Source organism: Spongiibacter tropicus DSM 19543 (assembly GCF_000420325.1).
GTDB classification, from domain to species: domain Bacteria; phylum Pseudomonadota; class Gammaproteobacteria; order Pseudomonadales; family Spongiibacteraceae; genus Spongiibacter; species Spongiibacter tropicus.
This window is the reverse complement of record NZ_ATUS01000005.1, coordinates 229,992-255,596: the sequence shown is the minus strand read 5'-3', so window position 1 is coordinate 255,596 and position 25,605 is coordinate 229,992. Positions and strand designations below refer to the sequence as shown.

General features: G+C 56.1%; 25 protein-coding genes. 4 read left to right on the top strand and 21 right to left on the bottom strand.

The annotated features are described in order from the left end of the window. Positions 1-127 precede the first annotated feature (127 nt). Entirely contained in the window at positions 128-2,800 is a 2,673-nt protein-coding gene (locus G411_RS0117480; protein ID WP_022960506.1) for an ATP-binding protein, read from the top strand. Here the strand turns inward: G411_RS0117480 and recO are convergent, their stop codons facing one another. From recO to rpoE, 10 genes are all read right to left on the bottom strand, one after another. Next, complete coding sequence (recO, locus tag G411_RS0117475) at positions 2,801-3,523, bottom strand: DNA repair protein RecO (RefSeq protein WP_022960505.1); 723 nt, start codon at positions 3,521-3,523, stop codon at positions 2,801-2,803. Next, the gene (gene era / locus G411_RS0117470; RefSeq protein WP_022960504.1) at positions 3,523-4,431 is read right to left on the bottom strand and encodes a GTPase Era; all 909 of its coding nucleotides are present in this window, start codon (positions 4,429-4,431) and stop codon (positions 3,523-3,525) included. Before era ends, recO begins: the two co-directional genes overlap by 1 nt. A gap of 2 nt (positions 4,432-4,433) precedes the next feature. After that, positions 4,434-5,105, bottom strand: a complete 672-nt coding sequence (rnc, locus tag G411_RS0117465) for a ribonuclease III (RefSeq protein WP_022960503.1) — start codon at positions 5,103-5,105, stop codon at positions 4,434-4,436. A gap of 2 nt (positions 5,106-5,107) precedes the next feature. Next, positions 5,108-5,476 (bottom strand): DUF4845 domain-containing protein, encoded by a 369-nt coding sequence (locus G411_RS0117460; protein ID WP_169530738.1) that lies wholly within the window; start codon positions 5,474-5,476, stop codon positions 5,108-5,110. A gap of 12 nt (positions 5,477-5,488) precedes the next feature. After that, positions 5,489-6,544, bottom strand: coding sequence for a signal peptidase I (gene lepB, locus G411_RS0117455; RefSeq protein WP_022960501.1), 1,056 nt, complete (start codon positions 6,542-6,544; stop codon positions 5,489-5,491). Between the two features lie 12 nt (positions 6,545-6,556). Further along, on the bottom strand, positions 6,557-8,356 hold the full coding sequence (gene lepA / locus G411_RS0117450; RefSeq protein WP_022960500.1) for a translation elongation factor 4: 1,800 nt from the start codon (positions 8,354-8,356) through the stop codon (positions 6,557-6,559). A gap of 114 nt (positions 8,357-8,470) precedes the next feature. Next, positions 8,471-8,953, bottom strand: coding sequence for a SoxR reducing system RseC family protein (locus G411_RS0117445; RefSeq protein ID WP_028968569.1), 483 nt, complete (start codon positions 8,951-8,953; stop codon positions 8,471-8,473). Then, complete coding sequence (locus tag G411_RS0117440) at positions 8,950-9,795, bottom strand: MucB/RseB C-terminal domain-containing protein (RefSeq protein ID WP_281168409.1); 846 nt, start codon at positions 9,793-9,795, stop codon at positions 8,950-8,952. Before G411_RS0117440 ends, G411_RS0117445 begins: the two co-directional genes overlap by 4 nt. A gap of 55 nt (positions 9,796-9,850) precedes the next feature. Further along, the gene (locus G411_RS21685) at positions 9,851-10,426 is read right to left on the bottom strand and encodes a sigma-E factor negative regulatory protein (RefSeq protein WP_022960497.1); all 576 of its coding nucleotides are present in this window, start codon (positions 10,424-10,426) and stop codon (positions 9,851-9,853) included. 2 nt (positions 10,427-10,428) lie between these two features. Next, a complete protein-coding gene (gene rpoE, locus G411_RS0117430) occupies positions 10,429-11,019 on the bottom strand; it encodes an RNA polymerase sigma factor RpoE (protein WP_022960496.1) in 591 nt (196 codons plus the stop codon). Between the two features lie 203 nt (positions 11,020-11,222). Here rpoE and nadB point away from each other — a divergent pair, with 203 nt between their 5' ends. Further along, on the top strand, positions 11,223-12,812 hold the full coding sequence (gene nadB, locus G411_RS0117425; protein ID WP_022960495.1) for an L-aspartate oxidase: 1,590 nt from the start codon (positions 11,223-11,225) through the stop codon (positions 12,810-12,812). Here the strand turns inward: nadB and G411_RS22600 are convergent. Both G411_RS22600 and G411_RS0117415 read right to left on the bottom strand, forming a co-directional pair. Continuing rightward, positions 12,794-12,973, bottom strand: a complete 180-nt coding sequence (locus G411_RS22600; RefSeq protein WP_157581397.1) for a hypothetical protein — start codon at positions 12,971-12,973, stop codon at positions 12,794-12,796. The two genes, nadB and G411_RS22600, sit on opposite strands and share 19 nt — an antisense overlap. A gap of 268 nt (positions 12,974-13,241) precedes the next feature. Beyond that, the gene (locus G411_RS0117415) at positions 13,242-13,502 is read right to left on the bottom strand and encodes an FAD assembly factor SdhE (RefSeq protein ID WP_022960493.1); all 261 of its coding nucleotides are present in this window, start codon (positions 13,500-13,502) and stop codon (positions 13,242-13,244) included. A gap of 136 nt (positions 13,503-13,638) precedes the next feature. Between G411_RS0117415 and ygfZ the strand changes: the two genes are divergently transcribed. After that, on the top strand, positions 13,639-14,673 hold the full coding sequence (gene ygfZ / locus G411_RS0117410; protein ID WP_022960492.1) for a CAF17-like 4Fe-4S cluster assembly/insertion protein YgfZ: 1,035 nt from the start codon (positions 13,639-13,641) through the stop codon (positions 14,671-14,673). Between the two features lie 3 nt (positions 14,674-14,676). On the opposite strand, the gene ung is transcribed toward ygfZ, so the two are convergent. From ung to G411_RS0117375, 7 genes are all read right to left on the bottom strand, one after another. Then, positions 14,677-15,366 carry a uracil-DNA glycosylase gene (gene ung / locus G411_RS0117405; protein ID WP_022960491.1) on the bottom strand — a complete coding sequence of 230 codons (690 nt, stop codon included), beginning with the start codon at positions 15,364-15,366 and terminating at the stop codon, positions 14,677-14,679. Between the two features lie 64 nt (positions 15,367-15,430). Then, positions 15,431-16,240 carry an SDR family NAD(P)-dependent oxidoreductase gene (locus G411_RS0117400; RefSeq protein ID WP_022960490.1) on the bottom strand — a complete coding sequence of 270 codons (810 nt, stop codon included), beginning with the start codon at positions 16,238-16,240 and terminating at the stop codon, positions 15,431-15,433. A 15-nt stretch (positions 16,241-16,255) separates the two neighbouring features. Then, positions 16,256-17,812, bottom strand: coding sequence for a flavin-containing monooxygenase (locus tag G411_RS21060; RefSeq protein ID WP_022960489.1), 1,557 nt, complete (start codon positions 17,810-17,812; stop codon positions 16,256-16,258). Then, on the bottom strand, positions 17,809-18,813 hold the full coding sequence (locus G411_RS0117390; RefSeq protein WP_022960488.1) for an alpha/beta fold hydrolase: 1,005 nt from the start codon (positions 18,811-18,813) through the stop codon (positions 17,809-17,811). Before G411_RS0117390 ends, G411_RS21060 begins: the two co-directional genes overlap by 4 nt. Next, the gene (locus tag G411_RS0117385; RefSeq protein ID WP_022960487.1) at positions 18,810-19,664 is read right to left on the bottom strand and encodes a metal-dependent hydrolase; all 855 of its coding nucleotides are present in this window, start codon (positions 19,662-19,664) and stop codon (positions 18,810-18,812) included. Before G411_RS0117385 ends, G411_RS0117390 begins: the two co-directional genes overlap by 4 nt. Positions 19,665-19,803: 139 nt before the next feature. Further along, positions 19,804-20,466 carry an START domain-containing protein gene (locus G411_RS0117380; RefSeq protein ID WP_022960486.1) on the bottom strand — a complete coding sequence of 221 codons (663 nt, stop codon included), beginning with the start codon at positions 20,464-20,466 and terminating at the stop codon, positions 19,804-19,806. A 12-nt stretch (positions 20,467-20,478) separates the two neighbouring features. Continuing rightward, positions 20,479-22,953, bottom strand: a complete 2,475-nt coding sequence (locus tag G411_RS0117375; protein ID WP_037509861.1) for a TonB-dependent receptor — start codon at positions 22,951-22,953, stop codon at positions 20,479-20,481. A gap of 199 nt (positions 22,954-23,152) precedes the next feature. Between G411_RS0117375 and G411_RS0117370 the strand changes: the two genes are divergently transcribed. Continuing rightward, positions 23,153-23,983, top strand: a complete 831-nt coding sequence (locus G411_RS0117370) for a MerR family transcriptional regulator (protein ID WP_022960484.1) — start codon at positions 23,153-23,155, stop codon at positions 23,981-23,983. A gap of 18 nt (positions 23,984-24,001) precedes the next feature. Here G411_RS0117370 and G411_RS0117365 read toward each other — a convergent pair whose 3' ends face one another. Both G411_RS0117365 and G411_RS0117360 read right to left on the bottom strand, forming a co-directional pair. Continuing rightward, complete coding sequence (locus tag G411_RS0117365; protein ID WP_022960483.1) at positions 24,002-24,691, bottom strand: EthD domain-containing protein; 690 nt, start codon at positions 24,689-24,691, stop codon at positions 24,002-24,004. Between the two features lie 16 nt (positions 24,692-24,707). Continuing rightward, positions 24,708-25,484 carry an SDR family oxidoreductase gene (locus G411_RS0117360; RefSeq protein ID WP_022960482.1) on the bottom strand — a complete coding sequence of 259 codons (777 nt, stop codon included), beginning with the start codon at positions 25,482-25,484 and terminating at the stop codon, positions 24,708-24,710. Positions 25,485-25,605 lie beyond the last annotated feature (121 nt).

Below are 25,605 nucleotides of genomic sequence, written 5' to 3'. Positions count from 1 at the left end.
CCTCTGTTGCGGGTGGGCGCGGTACTTGCGACATCGTAGGCGCTGGTATACTGCCTAACTTTGGCAACCACACATTACATAATGGCAGGGATAATACCATTGCCGCAGTGAAAGGCTCCAGTTCACCATGCGCAGGCGTTACGGATTCAAACGGCTCATCATTTTCCTGGGACTACTGCCGGTTCTTGCGGTTTGCCTGAGCTTCAGTATTTACGTCATCCACAATCAGCTGTCGACCACCCGGGACATCATGTCGGACCGGGCACTGGCCGCTGCGCGCCAGCTCAGTGTGGTCGTCGCCCATACCTTGGAGGACCGCCACTATGACCTGCTTGATGAACTGACCCAATCGGCACTCGAAGAAAACGGTGTGCGAGCTGTGAGCGTCTACGACCGAAATCTGGAGTTGCTGAGCCACTCCGGGCCGGCGACGGAAACACCGGACATTTCAGGTTTAAGCCTCTCCACTCCCTACCAGCTGGTCGACAATGGCAAACAGCTTGACGTGGTATGGACGATAACTCCCCCAAATAATCAGCCCTCCGCTGCGAACAGCAACGATGTTCTCGGCTGGGCAAAAATGAGTTACAGCTGGCATCAATATGAGCTGATGAAATATCAGTCTCTGCTGTCCGGCTCGATGTTTCTCGGCCTGACGGTGCTGTTCTGTGTCATCATTTTCAGCTACATCAACCACAATATCAGCCGTGACTTAAAAGGACTTAGAGATGCTGCCCGCCGCCTGAGCAGCGGCGAACGGGACATCCACTTTTTTATGCCCGGCAATGACGAATTCACCAGCATTGCGGAGGAGTTGAACCACCTCAACGCCTCGCAGATTCAGGCGCTGAAGGAGCTTCAGCAGAACCTGGAGCAATCCAACAGCGACCTGAGGGAAACGCTGGAAACCCTGGAAGTCCAAAATATCGAGCTCGACCTGGCCCGTCGAGAGGCCATTACCGCCAACCGGATGAAGTCCGAGTTTCTCGCCAATACCAGCCACGAAATTCGAACCCCGCTGAACAGCATACTGGGCTTCAGTAATATTCTACTCAAAGCCGATATCAAGGGCCGTCAGCGCGAAGCCGTCGAAACCATACGCAACAGCGCCACTAACCTGCTGACGATCATCAACGACATCCTGGACTTCTCGAAGCTGGAAGCAGGGAAGCTCGTTTTCGACAACGCCCCCGTACAATTGCGGGAAATGATGGAAGATACGCTGATTATGCTGGCGCCTGGCGCCGCCGACAAAGGATTGGATCTCGCGCTGTTTATCGAGCCGGACTGCCCCGAAAGTGTACTGAGCGACTCCCTGAGGCTGCGACAAATCCTTACAAATCTGATCAATAACGCCATCAAATTCACGCCCTGCGGCCATATTCGCATCGACTTACATTGCAAGGAATCCGACGAGGAAAGTGCTCTTCTGGAGTTTAAAGTCAGTGACAGCGGTATCGGCATCAGCGCCGAACAACGGAAACTGATCTTCGGCAACTTCACCCAGGCGGATGCCTCGGTCACCCGGCAGTATGGCGGAACCGGCCTCGGCCTGGTCATCGTACAAGGTCTCGTGAAAGAAATGGGCGGTGAAGTCGGCCTGGAAAGTGAGCCGGGACGTGGCTCTACCTTCTGGTTCACGCTGCGACTGCCGATAGACCACAGCGCAGTCGAAATGCGCAACTTTACAGCGCTGAATGGCCAGCGGATCGCCGTCTATGACCGCAGCCAATACTATGCCGAGTCACTGAAAGCGCTGCTGCAGGGCTGGGGCATGGAGGTGCATAGCTGCCGCGAACTCAGTGAGCTTGACAGCCAATGCGAATACACATTGATCAGCCTGGACAAGGACGAAGATCCCGGCGACTTGCCACCCAACAACAGCCAACATCCGACGGTGGTACTCAGTGCACATGCCGAAGATATCGAGCATAACGATGGCCGAATTTGGATGAGCAAACCCGTCTCGCATGTGCGTTTGTTTGATGCCCTGCGCAGCGGATACAGCACCAAGCCCTATCAGCGATCAACTGCATACAGCGGCAGTGCCGTATTAATCGTCGACGACAACCCATCGAACCTCCACATTCTGTCGAGCTTTTTGGGAGATTTCGGCATTAAGCCGGTAACCGCGCAGAACGGGATAGAAGCTGTTGCCTACTGCCAGGACCAGCGCTTTGAATTAATTTTCATCGATATACAAATGCCGCAAATGGACGGGATAGAGGCCAGTCGCCAAATTCGCGAAACGGGCCTCAATATCCACACCCCTATTGCGGCCATCTCTGCCTATCTTGCCCCTGACAACCCGTCCCAACTTCGAGAGGCAGGGATCAATGATTACCTCAGCAAGCCCGTCAACGAGGCGCAATTGGAAAAAATTCTCGCTCGCCACCTGTCGCCATCATGTGCGCTACCGAACATCATCGAGCCTATTGATAACGATACCGTGCCTCGCCCCGTAGACATCAAGCAGTGCCTGTCGCTGTCCAAAAACAGGCCAGAGCTGGCAAAGGATATGTTGAAAATGCTGCTGAACCAGCTCCCGGCGCAACGCCGTGACATTGAGCAGAGTTTGCACATTGGTGACTGGAAGCTGCTGGATCAACTGAATCACGGCCTGAAAGGTAGCTGTTGTTATACCGGCGTCCCCCATCTCCAGGCCTCAACCACTGCGTTGGAAGCGGCATTGAATAACGGCGCTGCCGACACAACGAATGCTGCCCAGGCGGTTCTCCGATGCATTGATGAGCTCCAGACCTGGCATGAAGAACATGACCTTGACGTGATGTTCGACTAACTATTTCTGCTCGTAAGACCGCTTTCGCGCCTGCATAAACAGCTTTCGGCTGTTCAGCGGTCGCCCACCCAATAGCGGCGCCAGCGCAAGTCGTGACAACTGTTTGGCGACCTTCAGGCTGTCTGCGTCGAAATCGTAGCTGGCTATTCGCTGAAGATCAGCTACTGGGAACCGGGGGCTATCAGGCGGCAACAGCTCAGGCAGCAGGAACCCTTGCTCGGGATGAAACCCCACACTCGCGGCCGGGCAATCATCAAGCGTCGAAAAATCCACCCCGTAGCCCAGTTGGTTGAGCAGGGCAAACTCAAAATGTCGAAGCGCCAATTCCGGCTCAGGGTCGCGAGACAAGCCCAGCAGGCATTGGCCGTAAAGAGAGAAAATATCTGGTTGGGGGTCGAGTGGATGTAACAGGCGCTGCAACAACTCATTGACGTAGAAAGCGCAATACAACGCATCACCCTTAAGGGGAAAGCGGCTGTTGAGCTGCACATCCGAGAGCGTTTTCAGCTCCCCTCTTCCAGACCAAGACAGGAACAATAAATTGCCCGGCTGTAGATCTGCGCGCCAGCGCTGCCTGCCTTTAGTATTGGCCTTCAGCCCCTTGGCAACAGCACTAACGCGACCGTGATGGCGACTGAAAACATCGATAATGGCGCTGGTATCGCGATACGCGCGAACATGTAGAACATAGCCCGGCTCTGCCTCAACGCGCGCCGTACTCATCAGTCGAGATCGGTATATCCCAAGCTGCGCAGAGCACGCTCGTCATCGGACCAGCCCGACTTCACCTTGACCCATAGCCGCAGCATGACCTTGCTGTCAAACGCCTTTTCCATGTCTTTGCGGGCTTCTGTACCAATCTGCCGCAAGCGACTCCCCCCTTCACCAATGAGGATTTTCTTCTGTCCTTGGCGTTCAACGAGGATCAGTGCGGAAATTTCTATGAGCCTGGGAGAGGCTTTGAATTCCTCGATCTCCACAGTCATGGCGTAAGGGACCTCTTCACCAAGCTGCCGCATAATCTTTTCGCGCACCAGTTCAGCGGCCAGGAAGCGCTCACTGCGATTAGTAATCTGGTCTTCGGGAAACAGATGAATGCCCTCGGGCAAATAGCCGTGAATCAGCGTTTCAAGATCATCCCGATTGTGTCCCCGCAGCGCCGACACCGGCACAATGTCGGCAAACTCAAAGCGCGTGCTCAAGGATTCAATCAGCGGCAACAGCTCTGCCTTGTCGGCCAGGCGATCAATTTTATTCACCACCAATACCACGGGGCACTCGGCATGGCGCAATTTCTCAAGGACCAAGTCGTCCTCATCCGTCCAGCGATCGCGATCGACCACAAACAACGCCAGATCCACATCTGCCAGCGCCGCGCTGGCCGCCCGGTTCATATAGCGATTAATGGCCTTTTCATCACGCAGATGCAGCCCCGGCGTATCGACATAGATCGCCTGGATATCACCTTCCGTTTTAATTCCCAGCACCTGGTGCCGGGTTGTCTGGGGCTTTCTGGAAGTAATGCTGAGTTTCTGACCCAGAATGTGGTTGAGCAGGGTCGACTTACCCACATTGGGACGCCCCACAATCGCAATATAGCCACAACGCATGGGCATTGCCTCTTGGCTCATAGTCATTTCTCCAAACGCGCCAACACGGCTTCAGCGGCGGCCTGCTCCGCTTTGCGGCGACTGGTTCCCGTCGCAACCACTGGGTCACTCAATAATGAAACAACACAGGACACGGTGAATGCCTGCTGGTGGGCTTTACCTTCAGTGCCACAAAGCTGGTAGTCCGGCAACGGTTGCTTGCGGGCCTGCAGCAACTCCTGCAAACGGGTTTTAGCATCTTTATGGCTGGCCGTGGGGTCCAGTTGATCCAATCGACTGGCAAACCAGCGCATGACACAGTCTCGACAGGCCTGCATGCCCGCCTCACGATAGACGGCTCCCAACAAGGCTTCTACGGCATCTGCCAGGGTTGAACTTCGGCGGTGCCCACCGCTGTTACGCTCTCCGGCACCGAGCCGCAGACTGTCGCCCAACTGCAATTCGGTCGCGACCTGAGCCAGCGTTTTACCGCTGACCAGTGCCGCGCGCATACGGCTGAGCTCACCCTCGTCGAGACCAGGGTAGCGGCTAAACAGCACATCCGTAACAATCATGTTCAGCAGGGAATCGCCGAGAAACTCCAGGCGCTCGTTGTGTTCAGGGCCGTAGCTGCGATGCGTCAGTGCATGCTGCAATAATGCTTCATCACTAAATACATAGCCCAGACGGGCATAGAGGGCGGCATAGCGGCTCATATTCAACGAAGAATCTGGAACTGGGCTTCTTCGAATTTGACTACCGCATCAATATTAATAAACAAAGGCACGCGTTTTTCGTAGCTCGCGTCGATCAGAATTCCCTTGTCATTGTTTTTGATGGTGATATCGCGCAGTGACACCGCCTCTATGCGGTTGGTAGTAAATCGGCGCTGCAAGGCCTGCCTGACCTGAGCAGGCGAGGTGTCACCGCTGGAATTCTCTTCAACCACGTCTTCAATCACCTTGCTCAGTGACCAGTAGTCGATATATATCGGCGCCAGCTTTACCACCATGGTACCCAAAACCACCGCAACGCCCGCAAGCATCACGAATGACAGCATACTCATTCCACGTTGCTGTTGTCTCATGCTCATTTCCTCTCAGCGAATGCGTCCCACGCGATCAAAGCTGGGCAATTCCGAAAATGACCGCCAGTGCATCCAGATAGCAAAGGCCTGGCCGACAATATTCTCTTCCGGGACTTCTCCCCACACCCGGCTATCGCTGCTGTTATCGCGATTATCGCCCATCATGAAGTAGTGCCCAGGCGCTACCGTCGTTTCAAAGTCGCCGCGATATATCCGCTTATCATGATGTATCAGGTGCGCAACATCCCCCAGCTGCTCACGAATGACTTGAGTCACCGGCTGCAATGGGGGTACCTCGGCCACCAGCGTCTGCGGCATCAGCTTACCGTTCACATATAACTTCTTGTTGATGTACTGGAGTTTATCGCCCGGCAGACCGACCACGCGCTTGATGAAGTAGCGACTGTCCCCCGGCGGGAAGAACACCATCACATCGCCGCGTTTGGGCTCACCGACTTCCATCAATTTGGTGCCGGTCACCGGCAGGCGTAAGCCATAGTTAAACTTGTTGACCAGAATATAGTCACCGACTTCAAGGCTTGGCACCATTGACGCGGAAGGAATCTGAAAAGGTTCGACGACAAACGAGCGAAGAACCAGTACCACCAGCAATACCGGGAAAAATGACCGGGCATTTTCGGCAATCGGCAGTGTCCCACCAAACTCGTTTTTGAGGCTGTCCTGCTCCTGCTTTACGAAATAGGTGATATAGACCGCGACATTGCCGGCACTGACAAACGCTTCCCTCGCCTTCTGGAAAACAAAGCGGTCCAGACCGGCAATGACACCCGCCAACAGGGTCAGCATCACCAGTGCCAGCGCGAAATCACCATCCTTTATCAGTACAACGCTGGCCAGCCAGACAAGCCACAAGGCCAATACCAGGCGATAACTCCACTCCAACCATGCTGGTATCACCTGTTCGCGCAGTGAATCAGCATCACTGGCGGTCTTGCGCTCAGCACACCACTGCAGCGCCGTCTGCATTTGACGGCGACCTTTCAGCTCCTGAACCAGCCAAACCAGCAGCGACGCTACCACTGCCACCAGCAATATCAGATTGACCATGCGATCTGTCCCTTATCCATCGACCTTGAGAACCGCGAGGAAAGCAGACTGTGGAATCTCGACATTGCCGACCTGCTTCATGCGCTTTTTCCCTGCTTTTTGCTTTTCCAACAGCTTGCGCTTACGGGAAACATCGCCACCATAGCACTTTGCCGTCACATTTTTACGCAGCGCCTTCACGGTTTGCCGCGCAATCACGTGTCCGCCGATCGCCGCCTGAATCGCCACGTCAAACATTTGACGAGGAATCAGTTCCTTCATTTTTTCTACCAGCAGTCGTCCACGAGACTGAGCGAAATCCCGGTGCACAATCATCGCCAGAGCGTCGACGCGATCGCCATTAATCAACACATCGAGTTTGACAAGGTTGGCCGCTTCAAAGCGCTCGAAGCTGTAATCCAACGAAGCGAAACCTCGGCTGACGGATTTCAAACGATCAAAGAAGTCCAGTACCACTTCGCTCATTGGGATATCCCAAGTCAGCGACACTTGCTGCCCGAGGAATTGCATATCGATCTGAACCCCACGTTTTTCGGAACACAGGCTCATCACGTTGCCCAGGTGTTCCTGTGGCACCAGAATATTCACACGGGCAATCGGCTCTCGCGTTTCTTCGAGTTCACCGGGATCCGGCATGGCAGACGGATTGTCCACCATGATCTCTTCGCCATTCTTCTTCAGCACCTGATAGATAACCGTGGGGGCTGTCGTAATCAGATCGAGGTCATACTCTCGCTCCAGGCGCTCCTGGATAATTTCCATGTGCAGCGTACCGAGGAAGCCACAACGGAACCCAAAACCCAAAGCATCTGAGGTTTCCGGCTCGTAGAAAAGCGACGCATCATTCAGCGTCAGCTTGCCCAGCGCATCGCGGAAATCCTCGTAGTCGTCGGTGGAAACGGTGAACATCCCTGCATATACCTGCGGTTTCACCTTTTGAAAACCCGGTAATGCCGCCACCTCTGGTGTTGCCGAGTGGGTGAAGGTATCGCCGACCGGCGCGCCGAGAATATCCTTGATTCCGGCGATTACAAAGCCGACTTCACCGGCCTTGAGCACTCCGGTACTGGTCTGCTTCGGCGTAAATATTCCGACTACATCCACCGAGTGCGCCTTGCCAAGGGACTTGGAGATGATTTTATCGCCCTTTTTCAGCGTGCCATTCTTAACCCGAACCAGAGAGACAACGCCCTGATAATTATCGAACCACGAATCGATAATCAGCGCTTGCAGTGGTTCATCCGGATCACCTTCCGGCGGCGGGATCGTGGCAACAAGGTGCTCCAGAGCGTCCTCAATCCCCATGCCCGACTTGGCACTCACAGGCACGGCATCGGAGGCATCCACACCAATGATTTCTTCAATTTCCTGCTTGACCCGGTCCGGGTCTGCCTGCGGCAAATCCATCTTGTTCAGAATCGGCAGGACTTCGAGCCCCTGCTCGATGGCGGTGTAGCAGTTCGCCACGGATTGCGCTTCCACCCCCTGGGCAGCATCAACTACCAGCAGCGCGCCTTCGCAGGCAGCCAGCGAACGGGACACTTCGTAGGAAAAGTCTACGTGCCCGGGGGTGTCGATGAAATTAAGCTGGTAGGTATTCCCGTCTTTGGCGGTGTAGTTGAGCGTGACACTCTGCGCCTTGATCGTGATACCGCGCTCTCGCTCAATATCCATCGAATCGAGCACTTGCTCCGCCATTTCACGCTCGGTCAAGCCGCCGCAATGTTGAATAAAGCGATCGGCCAGTGTCGACTTACCGTGGTCGATATGGGCAATGATAGAAAAGTTACGAATTCGGTCGAGACTAGGCACGATTGGCAAAACCCCAGGACAAGGCCATTAGCGGAAAAATAAGCCCGCGATTGTAGCGCAAAGCCCGACCACTCGGCTACGCAGCCCAGCGTTTATTGTGACAAAGACAAGGACTTAGCGGGGGTCAACAAAGGTCATAACATCGCTGGCGACCGCCTTGTGCAGCCCGATCACCCTCGGCTGAAAACGGGGGTTGTTGCGACTAGTCCAGGCGTGCAGGCGCACAGCCATCAAACCAAGCAAGAAGCCCAAGACCGCCCCCAGCGCAGCCAGGCCGTCACTTTCATACCGCTGGGCAACCAGTGCCATAATACCGAGCATGCTCAGCAGCGGCAGCAAATACACGACAAAAGCACCGCCCAACAGCGCCGATTCAGGTATCGCAATATCGACATCGCTGCCGATGGGGTAATCGCCAGCGGATTGCCCGTCAAGGGCAACCCGGATCTGGTTTCTCCGACCGTCGTGCAAACTGTTCATCAGCCCCTGCCCGCAGCCTTTTTTTGCGGCGCAGGATGAGCAACTGCTCTGCTGAATCGTTTCCACCCAAAGCGCGTTGTCGTCTGCGGCAACCACGCGCCCTCGCTCGCAGATCACGGCAGCGCCCATTTAATCGAGCGCGCTACCTGACGAGCGGTCAGCATCGGGACCTCACCGACGACCGTAACGCGACGCCCCTGTTCAGGATAAATCGTGGAGTAGCTCACCGACGCCCCTCTGCGCATATGGCTATCAGGCGGCACGCTGTGATCGATAGCGAAAGACTCCACAAAGACAGAGAACACGGCCAAACCATCGGTATAACTCAGGCTTTCGACGTCTCGGTAGCCCGACAACGGCGTAAAACCATCAGGCAACCACCCTACTTTCCAACGGTGGTCGAGATGCGAGGATGCTTCCAGCACTTTATCGTGGGCCGCGGGCGTGACGGCAGCCTGCTCTGACTCCGCACTCAAGCCCATATCCAGCACCAGATACTGGAAACTCTCGAGCACCTTGCCCTGCTTATTCAGGATTTCAGACTTCAACAACAGGCCGGACTCTTCGTCAATCCCCAAGCGATAACCCAAGCGATAGACATCTTTCGGGCGAACATCGATGGTAACACTCTCCCGACCCGCAACCCTCCCGGGCTCGGCAACCGCAAGAGAATAATAGCTGTGCAGCAAGCTGTTTTCGGTGGAGTTAGCCGACAAGAGGCGCAACAACTCTGGACCGGGATGAACACAGTTCAAATCGTGACCATGGCGAACCACACTGGACTCGGCATCATCCAGAGACTCCAGCGATTCATACTCACTGTCGCCCTTCACGATATGACTGATTTTAAAATTGTTGGTGCTACCTTCAATCTGGTAGCGCACCACTCCCTGATAATTCAGTGTGCGATGACTTTCTGCCATACGCTTTAGCCAATCAGCGGCCGACGTATCAGCCATGACGTTGTGGCACGCCGCCATGGCTGCAAAAGCGAGGATGGCGCCAACACGCACCTTATTCGGATTCCTGGGAAACCACACGTGCATAAGATACGAAGCCCTGTCCGTTATTCAGTGATGCGCGCTCTGTATGTTTACGCAGCAACTCTTCGAAGCGCTGCTGATCCTCCCCTGCGGGAGAGGCTGTCATGGTTGGCATCGCTCCAGCTTTAGCGCTCACCGCAACACCGCCTGTTGCCGGCGACATTTGCGCAGGATAGACGCGACCACTGGTATTGCTGACCGTCTCCTGCTGAGCAACCACCGTCGGCGACGCGCCCATCATCCGGTCGCTACCAGTGAAAACCACCACCGCCGCAACACTGGCCGCTACAGCGACACCGGCCAAAGCCTGACGCCAGTTGCCACTGTTTTTTACCGGCTGCTCGTCAATGGCCGCCATCACCCGAGACGAAATATCCAGCTCAGCGAAGGGCAAGCCACCGTCATGCATCAATTGCTGATTGCGATTCAGAGAGGCCCACTCACTTCGCAGTGCCGCATCCTCATCTTTAAGGATACGCCGCAGCTCCAGCTCGCTGGCTTCCCCATCCATCAGCGCCGACAACGATTCTCTGACGGTATCATTCATAATTACACCTCTTCGCCACTCATCTGGGACTTAACCCGACTATCCACCGCCTCCCGCGCGCGGAATATCCGCGAACGGACCGTTCCAACGGGGCAATCCATCACCGCCGCAATATCTTCATAGCTAAGACCATCAAATTCGCGAAGAGTTAGCGCAGAACGCAAATCTTCTGGCAATAATTTAATGGCATCCTGCACAACCGCCTGCAACTCCTGACCGTAGAGCTGGTTTTCCGGCGATTCGATATCTTTCAGTGCCGATGGCCCGTCAAAATACTCGGCATCAGACACATCGACGTCACTGCCCGGTGGCCGCCGATTACGTGCCACCAGATAGTTCTTGGCTGTGTTGATCGCAATACGGTATAGCCAGGTATAGAAGGCACTATCGCCCCGAAACTTAGGCAAAGCACGATAGGCTTTGACAAAGGCTTCCTGAGCAACATCCTGCACTTCATCGCTGTCTTTGACATAGCGCGAGATCAAACCAAAAATCTTGTGCTGGTATTTGAGGACGAGCATATCGAAGGCTCGTTTATCGCCCTTCTTTACCCGCTCAACCAGTTGTTGATCCGTATTTTTAGGCTGACTCATAAATCCCCGCCAACAACGAATCAACAGCAACTGTTGCATAGACCAGCATACGCTGAAGAAGTTCTCTCATTCTTTTTCCCGTGGTCGGCGCCAGGCGCTCAGCCCATCATATTGGTTAGCGACGCAGCTACCAGTATACTTTGCGCCTCATTATCTCCGACGGCATAGTATCGCCGGACCGCATTAGGAGCAAACACCCTCCCATGAGCCACTATCACGCCCACGACGTGCTGGTCATCGGCAGCGGCGCAGCAGGCTTGTCCCTCGCACTGCAACTGGCAGAGCGCGCCAGTATCGCCGTGTTGTGCAAAGGCGAACTCAACGAAGGCGCTACCTACTGGGCTCAGGGGGGCATCGCCGCCGTACTGCACAAAAACGACAGCGTGGACGCGCACGTTGCCGACACACTGACAGCGGGCGCCCAACTGTGTCACGAGGACGCCGTCCGATTTACGGTCGGCCACTCCAGCACCACTATTGACTGGCTATTGGCCCAAGGCGTCCAGTTCAGTCGTTTTGACAACGACAATAACGACCTGCACCTCACTCGCGAGGGAGGGCATAGTCAGCGCCGCATTATACATGCCGCGGATGCCACAGGCCGCGCAGTATCAACGACCCTCAGCGCTCGCGCTCAGGAGCACGACAACATCAAGTTGTTCGCTCGGCACGTCGCTATCGACTTAATTGTCCGGTCAGGGCGATGCCACGGCGCTTACGTCCTCAACAGAGACAGCGGCCACGTGGAATTGTTCCACGCCAAAACCGTCGTACTGGCAACCGGCGGCGCCAATAAGGCTTACCTTTACACCAGCAACCCGGATGGCGCTTCCGGCGATGGCATCGCCATGGCATGGCGAGCAGGTTGCCGAGTCGCCAACATGGAATTTAATCAGTTCCACCCGACCTGCCTCTATCATCCCAAAGCCAAGTCATTTCTGATTACCGAGGCCATCCGAGGTGAAGGCGGAAAGCTGTTTAACTCCCGTGGCGAGCGGTTCATGCCTCGCTACGATGAGCGCGGTGAACTGGCTCCCCGGGACATCGTCGCCAGGGCCATTGACCATGAAATGAAGCGACTTGGCAGCGATTGCGTCTATCTGGATATCAGCCACAAATCCCCTGAATTCCTGTTGGAACACTTTCCGACTATTCGCGCCCGCTGCCTGGAACTCGGCATTGATATCAGCCGCGAAGCCATTCCGGTGGTACCCGCAGCTCATTACACCTGTGGCGGAGTCATGGTCGACCAGCACGGACGGAGCGATATTCCCGGTCTGTACGCCATCGGCGAAACCTCATTTACCGGCTTGCACGGTGCCAATCGGCTGGCCAGCAACTCATTGCTGGAATGCCTGGTGTACGGTGGCTCGGCAGCCGCTGATATCAGCGCACAACTCGACACTCTGCCCGCCCCGGTGATTGCCCCGCCATGGGACGAGTCCATGGTGACCGACTCCGATGAGGACGTGGTGATCTCCCACAACTGGGATGAGTTACGGCGCTTTATGTGGGACTACGTCGGCATCGTACGCACCGACAAGCGCCTGCAGCGTGCCCTGAACCGGGCAGCCCTGCTACAGCAGGAAATCAGCGAGTATTACTCCAATTACAAGGTCAGCAACGACCTGTTGGAATTGCGCAACCTTGCGATGGTTGCCGAGCTGATTATTCGCAGTGCCATGCAGCGCAAAGAAAGTCGCGGCCTGCACTACACGCTCGATTACCCCGAAACATTAGATGTGGCCAAAGACACAGTTCTGGTCCCCGACAACTATCGCCGCGATAGCTGAACCCTGTCCCCGACAGCACCGAGATTGACCAGCCCCCGAAGGCGACGAAAGTCGTCAGCGGGAAGCTGGTGTGAGAACAACGGCAACGGCCAGCGGCACTGGCCATCGTCAACGACCAGCACAATCAATCGCGCCCCCACCCAACGTGGTGTCAGCTGCACCGGAAGAGCGGTCTCCTGCCAGCGGATATCCGCCCGCCCGTCGCGCAACAGCAACTCAGCAGGACACCAGCGCGAGCGAGATGTCAGCCGGCGGAGCCAAACGCCGGCATAGACGGCAAGCGTAAGCTGAAGGAAAAGACGTACAACGGTGCTTGCCGCAGAGGGAACGCCCCGTTGTATTAAGCCGGTATCGAGAGGGAATAAAAGAACGCATACGATCCCCGCGGCGGCCACCAGTGAGGCCGCCAAGCGATTTGAGAACGTCGGCTCAAGCCTTAGCGGCTTTAGAAAAGGCGTTGATGTCATTGACGATGCTGGCCAACTCGGGATCCTCCGGCGAGCCTTTTCCGAGAAACCACTGGAACAGCTCGGTATCCTCACATTCCAGCAGCTTAACAAAGCGCTGTTGATCGACCTCACTTAACGCCCTGAAGCGTTGCTCGTAAAATGGCACCATGACCAGGTCAAGTTCCAGCATGCCTCGGCGGCAGGCCCAGTAAATTCGCTTGATCTCGTTTTCTGAAAGCATTATTTTCCACTGCACTGAAAACGGGCAGACAAATCATTCGCCAGCCCATGAAAGACGGCCTAGTATACCGTGTTCGGGGGCCGTTACGTGAACCTCCCCCACTTCCAAATTCGACACAATGTCGGCAACAGGATTTATGAGTACCTTCGAAGCACAACTCGCAACACACTACCCCGACAGCCAGATAGACGCGCAAAGTTATTGGCAACCGGGCACCGAGGAGCCTGGTTCAGCACTGAATATCAGTCCGCTGCTGCACTACGACTTCCTGCGACTGGACGGCCCGGATAGCCGTAAGTTTCTTCAGGGCCAAACCAGTTGCGATTGGCAGCAAATCACTGCCGAGCAGGCCAGTCGAGGTGCCTATTGCAACCTCAAGGGGCGAGTTGTCAGCAGCTTTGTAGGCGCCATGCCCAGCGAAGACTGCGCGTTGCTACGCATGTCTGCCGACCTCTGCGAGAGCACCCGACTGCTCTTAAACAAGTATATTGTCTTCTCGAAAGCCAGCATCAGCGAAACGCGCCGTCAGCATCACGTCATCGCGCTCTGGGGCGATGACGCCCAATCTAAAATTTCCGCCGTGTTCGGCAGATGCCCTCAAGGCGAGCTGAGCAGCGTTGCAACTGCCCCCGACACCTTGGTCATTCAAAGCGACCATGACGGCAAGCGCTTTGAGTGTTGGCTGAGTAACGAGCGTGCCTGTGAACTTTGGCCCGCGCTCAGCGAAGGCGCCAGCGTCGTGCCGGGTGGTCGCTGGGAAGCAGAGAATATCCGCGCCGGTATTGCCGACGTCTGCGCAGCCACCCAGGACATGTTTGTCCCGCAACAACTGAACTACCAGCTCACTGGCGCCCTGAACTTCAAAAAAGGCTGCTACACCGGACAGGAAGTGGTCGCCCGGATGCAATACCGTGGAAAGCTGAAGCGCCGTCTCTATGCAGCGACCGTGAACCGCGACACCCCAGCCACGCCGGGCAGCGAGTTATTTGCCGACGACGAAGCGTCGAGTATCGGTAACGTTGTTTCGATGTACAGCGAGAACGGCCAAGCGCTTGTGTCTGCGGTGTTAAGCATCAACGCGCTGGACAAAGCCATTCACCTGGCGGGAGAAACACAGCCACTCAGCCTGCTGGAGCTGCCCTATCCCCTGCCGGAGATCGGCGAAGACTGAACACTAGACTGAGGTGGGCAATTGCCAGTTGATCGGCGCCTCACCACGTCCCTGCAAGTAATCGTTGGCCTTGGAAAAATGGCGGCAGCCAAAAAAGCCACGGTAAGCCGACAACGGAGAGGGGTGAGGCGCCTTTAACACCAAGTGGCGGCGCGCGTCTATCGCCGCCCCTTTTTTGTGAGCGTACGACCCCCACAGCATAAACACCAAGCCTTCTCGATCGCGGTTCAGCGCGTCCACCACGGCGTCGGTAAAACGCTCCCAACCGCGCCCCTGATGCGCGCCCGCCTGCCCCTGCTCTACCGTCAGCACACTGTTCAGCAGCAATACACCCTGCTCAGCCCAGGATTGAAGGTAGCCATGACTTGGCCGGGGAATCCCCACATCCTGTTCCAGTTCCTGAAAAATATTCACAAGCGACGGAGGAGCCGGCACGCCGGGCTGAACAGAAAAACAGAGACCGTGGGCCTGATGTGGACCGTGATAGGGGTCCTGCCCAAGCACCACCACTTTCACTTTATCAAAGGGCGTTGCATCCAGTGCGGCAAACCACTCAGAGGGTCTTGGGTAAATCGTCGCCCCCTGCTCGCGACGCTGCTGCAGGAACGCGCGCAACTGCTGCATATAATCCTGCTCAAATTCCCCGGCCAGCTCTGCCAGCCAGGAATCATCCAGTTGAATCGCCTTCGCCATGGGGCCCTCCTGCACAACAAGGCGCCAAGCATACCAGTGCCCGTCGCCGCTGGCAGCACTCCCCTCAGCCGAAGCGCAGCAGCGGACCCAACAGTTGGTCGTATCGCCCGGGAAACATGCGCTGAATGACATCCAGCAAGCGAGCATCGCCGCCAATCAACAAGCGGCGGCGCCCTTTACGCAAGGCGCGCAGTATAGCGGCGGCGGCTGACTCGGGACTGGTTCGCGCAACGCGATCGAAACTGGCAGCGGTTGCATCCAAGCCACGCGCATTGCCTTGCAGATCATGGAAATGGCGGCCATTGCGGGCGATATTGGTTTTGATGCCGCCAGGGTGGACCGTCAACACCGACACACCGCTGCCGCGCAAATCCTGACGCAGCGATTCTGAATAGCCGCGAACCGCAAACTTCGCCGAGTTATAGGCCGACTGGGAGGGCACCGACATCAGGCCAAACAGACTTGAAATATTAACGATCGTGCCGTTGCGGGCGCTTAAATGTGGCAAGAAGGCTTCGCAGCCATTTACCACCCCCCAGAAATTGATATTAAACAGCCATTCAAAGTGCTCACGGGGCTGCTCTCCCGCATGACAGCTCAGTGACACACCTGCGTTATTAACAATGACATCGACCCCGGCAAAATGCTCGACCACGGCATCGGCCCAAGCGTTAAACGCCTCGCGATCCGCGACATCCAATGGGCTCAGCATAAGCTGCGCCTCAGGCGCCAGTGCCCGCATATCGGCCAAGGCCTCAGCGGAAATATCAGAAGCGGCTACGCACTGCCCCGCTTCCAGCAACTGCTTTACCAGCGCCAGGCCGATACCCGACGCAGCACCGGTAATGGCGTATACCCGTTGTTCTTGCGACATACGAAGATTTCCTAATCAGGGGAGACTTAACTCGGCTTCACCAGCGGACACCGGCTCCTCGCTGGCTTCCACACTTGCAGAGCGGTGAGGTACGAGCTCGTAATCACCGAGAGCAAAGTGCCGGGTCACCATTCGATAACGCCAGGAAAAGCCGGGCCACAGAGTGGTATTTCGACCGTCCTCCGTGAGATACCAACTGTGGCAACCCGAGGTCCAGGTTGTGCCCTGGAACATTCGGTCGATGCGTTGATTAAAGTCGCGCTGCACGACGGGCCGCACGTTCAAGCTGCCATCAGAGAACGCCTGCAGGCGCTTGAGGTACTTAACGACATAGCGAATTTGCGACTCGATATAAAAGATAACGGAGGTATTGCCCGGACCGGTATTAGGCCCCATGAGATACAGCATGTTGGGGTAGCCTGTCACGCTGATGCCTTTATACGCCTCAGCCCCCACTGCCCAATCATCCTGCAATTTCCGGCCGCCCAAGCCATATATAGGCATCGGCGCACCGGCCGATGGCACTTTAAAGCCGGTTGCCAAGACGACAACATCTACATCCCTACGTTCGCCGTCGCTGGCGACAATACCGGACTCATCCATCCTCGCGACACCCTCGGCAATCACCTCCACATTGGGCTGACGCAGCGCCGGGTAGTAATCGTCAGAGAGCAGTACCCGCTTGCAACCAATGGAGTAATCCGGCGTCAATTTATTGCGCAGCTCCGGATCGCGAATCTGACTATTAATGTATCGCCTTGCCGCCGCTTCACCGATTCTCGTGAGCAGGCTGTCCCAGATAAACGCGGGAAGCACGCTTTCCATTTTGATGTACTGCAGGCGCCTCAGCATTTTCTGCAACCAGGGCCAACGCTTGAAGCGCTGGTGCTCCGCCATACTCAGGGAGCGATCGTGCTTGGGCAACACCCACGGCGGGGTTCGCTGAAAGACGGTCAACTGCTCAACATCGGGCTGAATACTCGGTATGACCTGGATGGCGCTGGCGCCCGTGCCCACAACGGCAACTTTCTTTCCTTTCAGCGAGCAATCGGACTGCCATTCGGCCGTGTGCATGACGGTGCCGCCAAAGCTATCCATACCCTCAATATCCGGGTATTGAGGCACGTTGAGAGCGCCGACCGCCATAATGAGTGCGCGAGCCCGGCACCGCTCACCGGTATCCAGCGCCACCTCCCATTCACCGCGAGTTTCATCGAATCGCGCCTCGGTAACGCGGGTGCCAAAACGAATCTTTGGGCGCAGCAGGTACTTGTCTGCACAATGGCGCAGATACGCATAAATTTCCTGCTGAGGGCTGAATACACGGCCCCAGTCCGGCTTGGGCTCGAAGGAAAACGAATACAAATGCGAGGGCACATCGCAGGCCGCACCGGGGTAGCGATTGTCCCGCCAGACTCCCCCTACGTCCTCGGCTTGCTCAAAAATGCGGAAATTATCAATACCATTCTGCTTGAGTCGGATAGCCAAGCCGAGCCCACCAAAACCTGCCCCAACAATGGCAACATCCAGGCAGCGAGTCTTATTGGTCCCTGATGTTTTTGCTGCGTTCATAGCGAAAATTCCTTATTACTCGCCCAGAAATCCCGCAGTAACTGCGCGGTATCGCCGGGCGATTCAATCATTGGCAGGTGCCCGACACCGGGCAATACCGTCAATTGGCACTGATCAATGCGCTGTACAAACGCTGATCCACAGCTCATATCCAGCACGCGATCACTGTCCCCCCAAAGGGCCAGGGTCGGCGCAGCGATGTCGGGCAAACAGGCCCAAGTATCTGACAGCGAGGTCGCCAGTCCCTTGAACAGAAAACGGTTTACCGGGTAACGGTGCACCATATCTTTGGCCATAAAGAACGCCAGCAGGCGCCCTAGCAGGCGATGCCGACGATGCAGGCAGATGTCGAAGACCTTGGATACGTCTTCCAATCTTGACGGCGCCAAATGGTTCACCCCCGCCGCCAAACCGCTCTCCAGCACACTCAGGCGCTCTGCGGGTGCACCCGCCGCATTCATCAAGCACAGCGCAGCCACCCGTCCCGGATACCGGGCAGCAAGTTGTGCAGAGATCGCGCCCCCCATGGAACTCCCGACGACGAGCGCTGGGCCGCGATCGCAGTGGCGCAGCAACTGGGCAACGCGCGATGCCTGCGCAGCAAGAGAGTAATCGGCGTCGGCGCAAAAGCTGCTGCGGCCGAAGCCCGGCAGATCCGGGATCAACAGGTGGAATTGCTTAGCCAGGAGGGGTGCGATTGTCAGCCAGTTCTCGCGACTGGCGCCAAAACCATGCAGCAGAAGCATGGTCGGGCCATCGACATTTCCGCCTGTCCAATAGTTGATCCGGTGCCCGTCAACCTCGCAGTAAAGGCTTCGCAGCCCTGCGCGCTGCGCCAACAGCTGCTGTAAGCGCAAGAACCAGCCCATAGGCTTGGGCTGCCAGCGTTTAAGCGCGCCCTCATCAATCATTGCCAGCGGCCCCGCCATGAAGCGAGCTTCCAAAGTGGCAATTGCCACCTCTGCAGATGCATCCGTGCCAGGCGTCACCGGCACATTCACGAGCGAACTCCCGCCATTTCACCGTAGCCCTCAACTTCCTGTACCAAGTCGTCCACACCATCGAGGAAGCGGCGGTTATCGTGATCCCAGGGGTGGAAACCGGGCTTGAAGAAATCCAGCCAGTCAGGAATAACCCGACGCAGCGCACCGGGCTTACCCCAGAGAAACTTCATGGCTCCCCACCAACCAGAAAGGCTGAACAGCTTGCCTTCGCGACGCACCATATCGATATGAATGGGAATCACCATGATCCAGAAGATCAAGGTAGCCATCAGCAACGCAAAGCAGCGACGGAAATACGCCACCGGCCCTTTGCCGACAGTCGCCTGATACACATCAAAGGCTACGGCTTTGTGCTCGGTCTCTTCCATCGCATGCCAGCGCCACAGCGCAGCGAAGCGGGGCTCGGCCCCCTCAAGCACACGCGGCTCGCGCAACACAACGTCCGCGAGAATCGCAGTCAGGTGCTCAAGTGCAATGGTAATGGCCAACTGCCCTGCCCGGCTTTCAATTTTGCGCGTAAAGTTGAGCAACCCCAAAATCATGCGACTGTTACGGTTGGCGGGCATACCACGCTTTTCCAGTGCTTCGTTGTACTCTTCATGTTCGCGGCCATGCATGGCTTCCTGGCCGATAAAGCCCCGCACAGCTTCTTTTAATTCAGGGTCGTGAATCTCATCCCGGTAAGCGCGCACACTGTCGATGAAGAAGCGCTCGCCATCCGGGAAAAACAGAGACATGGCATTAAAGAAGTGACTCACATGGACGCCGTCTGCGTGCCAATCCCCAATCCGGGACTCGGGCAGATTGAACTCAAGGTTGCGGCGTACGGGCATGACTTCGGTTTTCATGTCTAAGCTCCTGTAAATAGCTCACTGATTTATGTTACACCGTTTGATGTATAATTAACGTTACACAAATCAATGTCAAATTAAATTTAGTCTTATTTTTGTACAATTGAGCGCTAAAGATTAGGCGTCATGCGACGCCTTAGAAGGGATCGAAATGCGCGTATTTTGCGTCCACTACCTGATCCCGCAACTGTCGCAGCGTATCGAAGGGATTGTCGACAATAAGGCTATTGACCAGGGAGGCAGGCAAGGCGCCAGCCGGGTCGAGATGAAGCTGAAACTCAACCGCCGTGCGCGTATCGCCCATTGGCGTCAGTCGATAAAAGCCCTTCGCATGTTTTACCCACTTCGCGCTTTTATTCTCCGGTAGCGCATTCTTCGCCTGCACCGGCAGCGCGTCTGGCACTACCCCTTCAAGACTGACGGTCACCACTCGATCAGACGCCTGACTGATGCGATTGCGCAACAACAGCACACGATCGGCCGCGGGCCAGGGGAAATCATTCACCAGGTACTGATAGCGCTCCAGCAGTGATTCCTTGTGGAGCAGCTTGGCTTCCGCGCACTGATGCATCCACTGAGTAAAGTTGGCGGTATCATCCAGCACCGCCATCAGCGAATTGATATTCGCGGCAATTTCCACCTCACCGCGAAACTCGCGAAAAGCCGAATCAGCCACCTCGCGGGTGTACACCGTAATGCCATCTTTCTGCCTGGCTAACTCCCACTCCCCGGCCTGCACCGGCCCCCACAACAGCAACAGACATAGAACAGCGCAGGCGCGTTTCAACACTGCTTGCATTGGTCTTCTCCCTTACATGCGGTAAGTGAATTGCAGCGCGACGGAGCGCGGCGCATCGATGAAACCGGTATGGCTGGTCGTGCCGAACAGGTTTTTCGCCAATGGCGTGTCTGCGGCGTAAACCACGATAACTTCGTCTGTGAGGTTTTTACCGATCAGCGCCAGCTCCCAGCTTTGATCAATAGCGCCTATACCCAGGCGGCCGTTCACTTTGTAGAACGCGTCCTGCTCTACACGGGGATCGAGGTTGCTGGATGGGTTGTAGTCATCGGTAAAGATCACGTCCAGCGAGGCACCGATCCCCAGGGTGTGGCTGATGGGACGGATGTAGCCAATAATGAAAGTGCCGGACCAGTCTGCAACATACTGATTGCTCCAGCCGGTGTAGTTACAGTCGCGGCCATTCGGAGAGTCCGAGACCTGATCCTGCCGACACTGCCCATTGGGAAAGTCGGTGAACTCAAAATCCAATAAGGCCAGAGCACCGCCGAGGCTCAGGTAGTCAGTCACCTGCCAGCGGCCATCCATCTCAATACCCATGGTCACCGCTTCTTTGGCGTTACCCACTTTAAAGCCGATGCTGCCATCAAAAATACTGATCTGGAGGTTACTGTATTCAGTGTAAAAGGCCGCAATATTGAATTCCGCCGCCCCATCCAGCAGGCCCGTCTTCAACCCCAGCTCGTAGCTGATCGCCTCTTCTTCGTCGTACTCAAAAGTGCCGACCAATACGGTCTGGTTCGGCACGGTGGCCAGCGGATTGCGATAGGTCAGCTCATCATCCGGCGTCGCGTTGGAGCGGGCATCAAAACCGCCGGCTTTAAAGCCCTTGGTGGCGGTAAAATACGCCATGCCATCAGCAGAATAGTCCCACTGTACGTTAACCAAGGGGGAAAACTGACTTTCGCTGCGCTCGCCGCGCAGGCTGTGTCGCTCCATGGCAAAGGTGATCGCGGCCACGGTGTCCACCTCGCCCTGAGGCAATTCGTTGCCATCCAGATCCGTAATCGTCAGGTCGCGGCTACCTTCCTTATTCTCGTAGGTATAACGTCCGCCCAAAGTCAGCCGCAGCGTGTCACTGACGTTAATGGTGGACTGCAGGAACGCCGACGCAATTTTGGTTTCGCTCAGGAACAGGCGCGGACCGGCAATATCGCGAACGGCGTTACCAGCATCGCCAATGCCCAGCAATTCAAAGGGATCGAGAGCCAGACCCAGTGGATCAATATCCCCTCTGGCACCGCCTTCTATCAGGTCCGCCGCGTTGAGCAGTTCGACCACAAGGTTGGAGTCCTGCACCAGGCGATCGCGGAATTCCAGATCGTTGTACTGGAAGTAAACGCCACCGATGTAATCGATCTTCTCCCCGCCCGGTGATACCCAGCGGAACTCCTGACTGTACTGTTTATAGTCTTCCTGCAGCTCAAACTTGAATAGCTCCGCGGCCGTAGCGTCGCAATCGCACAGGTCATCGTACTTATATTTCATCAGCCCGGTGATCGACGAGAACTCGTGACCGCCAGAGCTCACCCAGTTAAGGTTGAGCGTCAGATTGTGGGTGTCATTGTTGCTGTAGTTGCCATTAGAAGCGTTTTTAAAGTCCTGATAGTTATTCAATACTGCCTCGTCGGTGTCCACATCCAGCACCGGCGGGATAAAACTGCGGTCGAGAATTTCAGCCTGAGTACGGCCAAAGAGTACCGGATTGGGGTCAGTGGACGGCTCGTCGTTAATAATTTCTGCCTGACGGCCAATGCTGTCGAATTTGCCCCGCTCGTACTTCAGCGACGCCCGCAAATTATCGGTCACATCCCACACCCCTTTGATGCGGAACGTCGCCTGGTCATATTGCGGCTCATTCTGATCCAGCAGAATGTTTTCGATGTAGCCACCGTATTCCCGCAGACGGGCGGCAAAACGCAGTCCGAAATTGTCCGTTACCGGTCCGGACAACATCAGATCGAGCACCTTTTCGTCGTACTCGGGCTCATACAGCGCCGAGAACAAGCCCTCAACTTCTTCGCCCGGAGAAGCCGTAATAATATTCAAGGCGCCGGCAATACTGTTCTTGCCCTGCAAAATATTCTGCGGCCCGCGCAGCACCTCGATACGCGCCAAATCGAGAAACGGCGCACGAGCCAGCTGGGCACGTCCGTAGTGAATACCGTCGACATACATCCCCACCGACTGTTCAAAGCCCTGGTTCATCCCGGTGCCAATGCCCCGCACGTAGATATCTGTGCTGATGCCGCTCTCGGTAACGGTCAGATTGGGAACATAGGCCTGGAGATCCTCCATGCGGTTGATGCCCGCCTCCATCATTTTGTCGCCGCTGATGGCGCTCACCGACACCGGCACATCCTGCAAGCTCTGCTCACGGTGCTGTGCGGTAACAACGACTTCTTCGAGTTTTGCTGCCCAGGAAGACAGCGGGAGAACACAGGTCAGCGCTATGCTGCCCACGCGGAGTGTGCTAAAACTAGCCATTGTGACATGCCCTTATGCTTCAATTTATTATGTTACATTATTCGATGAAACATAAACGGCGTTTAATGACATGTCAACACGGGCAATACAATTTTGTGTCATAGTCGTTGCGTGCGCCAGTTGCTGTAATTAGGCAAGGCATTGATTACAATGCGGTTTACCTCGATGGACCCAACGACCTCAACAAGCAGTAAAACACATGCCATTTCCTGAAGAAACGATCAACAGCATCGCCCAATTCCTGCCTCACGGGGGAGAACAAGCCCCAGCGCCATCTGAAGAGCAGCAGCGGGAGTACAGTGTTGAAGAGTTGGCGCTGGCCGCCAACACCACGGTGCGAAACATCCGGGCGTATCAGGATCGCGGCGTCCTGCCCCCGCCGACACTGCGTGGAAGAAAAGGGATTTACAACAACCAGCACCTGTCCCGACTGAGGCTGGTCAGCAATCTGCTGGAACGCGGCTACACCCTGTCGAGCATTCGTGAACTGCTGGACGCCATGGAACAGGGTATCGGTTTGAGTGAAGTGCTGGGCATGGAATCAGCCATCAACTCCCCCTGGGGCAATGAGGCACCGATCAATCTGCCGATGTCGGAAATGATCGCCATGTTCGGCACAAAGCTGACCCCCGCAGCGATCAAGAAAGCGGCCGACCTGGACCTGTTCTCCATCAATGGTGCGCAGCTCAGGGTCACCAGCATGAACACCCTGAAAGTGTCACAGGAGCTCTGTGCTACCGGCATTCCACTGGAAGAACTGCTGGATATTCTGGCAATGATGCGCGGCAAGGTGCAGCCGGTCGCGGATTCCTTCGTCAAGCTGGTCGCCGAGCATGTGTTGGAGCCTTATGGAGAGCAGCCGCTGCCCCCCAGAGAGGAGTTCCCCAAAATTGCAGAACTGGTGTGGCGCTTGCGCCCGATGGCCCAGGTCGTGGTCGACGCTGAATTAGGGCGCGCCATGGATCAGGCGGCAAACCGCTTCCTGGCAGATACGCTGGAATCTATTCTCAAGCAGCTGCCGAAGGAGTAAGCCTCCTTCAGCGGTTCATCAGAAGCAGTACTCGCTGGTGGGGACCACCTCGATTTCGCTGAAATCGATAAACTTCCCACAGCTCTCCATCATTGCCTGCAAGCGCTGCTGGAACAATTCCGCCTGCCCTTCTGCGTCATAAAACGCTTCAGCGCTGGTCATCGCCGCAGTGGGAAAGCACTCCTCGACAATCGCATCATAAGGCAGGGCTTCAGCCGGTCTGGCCACAACGCGATTCTGCACGTAACGGAACGTCGACTGGGTTTCAATCGCCACACCCGTGTGCGTCGTTTTCCAGTAACTCAGCCAATCTTCGTAAGAGAGAAACGACGGACAACGCAGCAGCGCAACCTGACTGAAGCCCTCGGTGCGCTCGCCGGGCGCAGCGGGGCATGCCGAATTCGGCAGCGGCTCTGCGGCATCGACCTCATAACAGGCAAGACGGCCGCCCACCGACGCCAACATACTGAGGACGGTATCGGGCTGAGACTGCGCCTGCCAACAGAAGCTGCAGAGTGCGTCGAACAATGGCGAATCGCCATTTGCCATGCGCTTGTCCGCAGCCGGTTCAACATCGCTATCCGCCAGGTTTAACTGAACCGCGCTGACCCCATCAGTCGAAGAAAGTGCGAGCGCCTGCTCCCGCAGGCGCGCAAAAAAAGCTGGGCTGGCGTCCTGCGCCCAGATGAGTACCTGAAATTTACGCATTCACCAACCCTCTCTATCAAACGATCACCGGCGGCGTTGCCGTCGCAGCATTGTCGATCAGCATCTCAGCGGCATTGACGAAACGCGACTCATCCGAGGCCAGGTAAACAATCAAGGCCGCGATATCTTCAGGCTCGCACATGGGGTTCTTTTCCGTGGACAGCGATTCAATCTCCTCGCGCGTTGCCGATTCAGCGCCTGTCGCCACCTTGAAGACCATCGGTGTCTTCACACCATCAGGATGTACCGAGTTACAGCGAATACCATTACCTCGCTCGCGACAGTACAGAGCGACCGACTTGGTCAATGCCGCCACGGCCCCCTTACTGGCACTGTATGCCGCAACAAATGACATGCCGTGCAGCGCCGCAACGGAGGACATGTTGATGATAGAACCTCCCTTACCGGCCGCTTCCATCACGGGGATGACCGCTTTACAGCCCAGAAAGACACCTTCGCTGTTCACCGCATTCACACGCTTGTAATCTTCCAGCGTACAGTCAACCACGCTCCCCATGGTCATCATGCCCGCGTTGTTCACCAGCACATCGACACCACCGAACTTTTCCACTGCGGCATCAACAACGCGCTGCCAATCGGCCTCGTTGCTCACATCGTGCTTGAGGAATATCGCCTTCTCACCGATTTGGGCTGCAACATCCTGCCCGTCTTTTTCATTAAGATCGGTCAAAACGACGCTCGCGCCTTCTGCAGCCAGGCGGATAGCATCCGCTTTCCCCATGCCGCTGGCGGCACCCGTGACAATACAAACCTTTCCGGCAACTCTGCCCATTGCTTCAACACCTCATTATGATTAAAGAAAATGCCTTGAGAGCATGATGGGCAAGTCGATTCACCGACACCGCCCAGTTACAAACCCGTAACCTTCTTGCAGTTAATCACGGCGCACGAGA